Origin of the sequence: Bacillus sp. BML-BC051 (assembly GCF_019656175.1) — a bacterium.
Classification (GTDB): domain Bacteria; phylum Bacillota; class Bacilli; order Bacillales; family Bacillaceae_G; genus Bacillus_A; species Bacillus_A mobilis.
In genome coordinates this window covers 1-338 of the sequence record NZ_BPLI01000126.1, presented here as the reverse complement: position 1 = coordinate 338, position 338 = coordinate 1, and the positions used below count along the sequence as shown (strand labels likewise).

The following is a 338-nucleotide window of genomic DNA, read 5'->3' as shown; positions in this document are numbered from 1 at the left end:
GTGAAACTTTAATCAGTGGAAGGTTTTTGCCCGCTGATTATCAGCCCGCACCAATCGGGATAAAAATTAGATAAAGGGGTTGCTCATATGTACTTGAATTCAAAAATTTCGTATATGCAATTTTTTATGGGATTTCTATTTGTTATTACATTCATATTGGCAACTTTTAATATATGTTCTTATCTTGTAGCAATTGTATGTATGGCTTTACTCAATCTTACTTTTGTTATTGGAGCATTTCAGCAGAAACAATATACAAGTTTTATAACAGCACTTGTAATGTCATTTTCCTTTAGTATTGTAGCGATTGTGCTCTATATAAAATAAACCATCTCGAT

General features: G+C 31.4%; 1 protein-coding gene. It reads left to right on the top strand.

The genetic code is table 11. From position 1 onward, the window contains the following. The first annotated feature begins 87 nt into the window (after positions 1 to 87). A complete protein-coding gene (locus K5S59_RS29480) occupies positions 88 to 327 on the top strand; it encodes a DUF3894 domain-containing protein (protein ID WP_000281196.1) in 240 nt (79 codons plus the stop codon). The last annotated feature ends 11 nt before the right edge of the window (positions 328 to 338 follow it).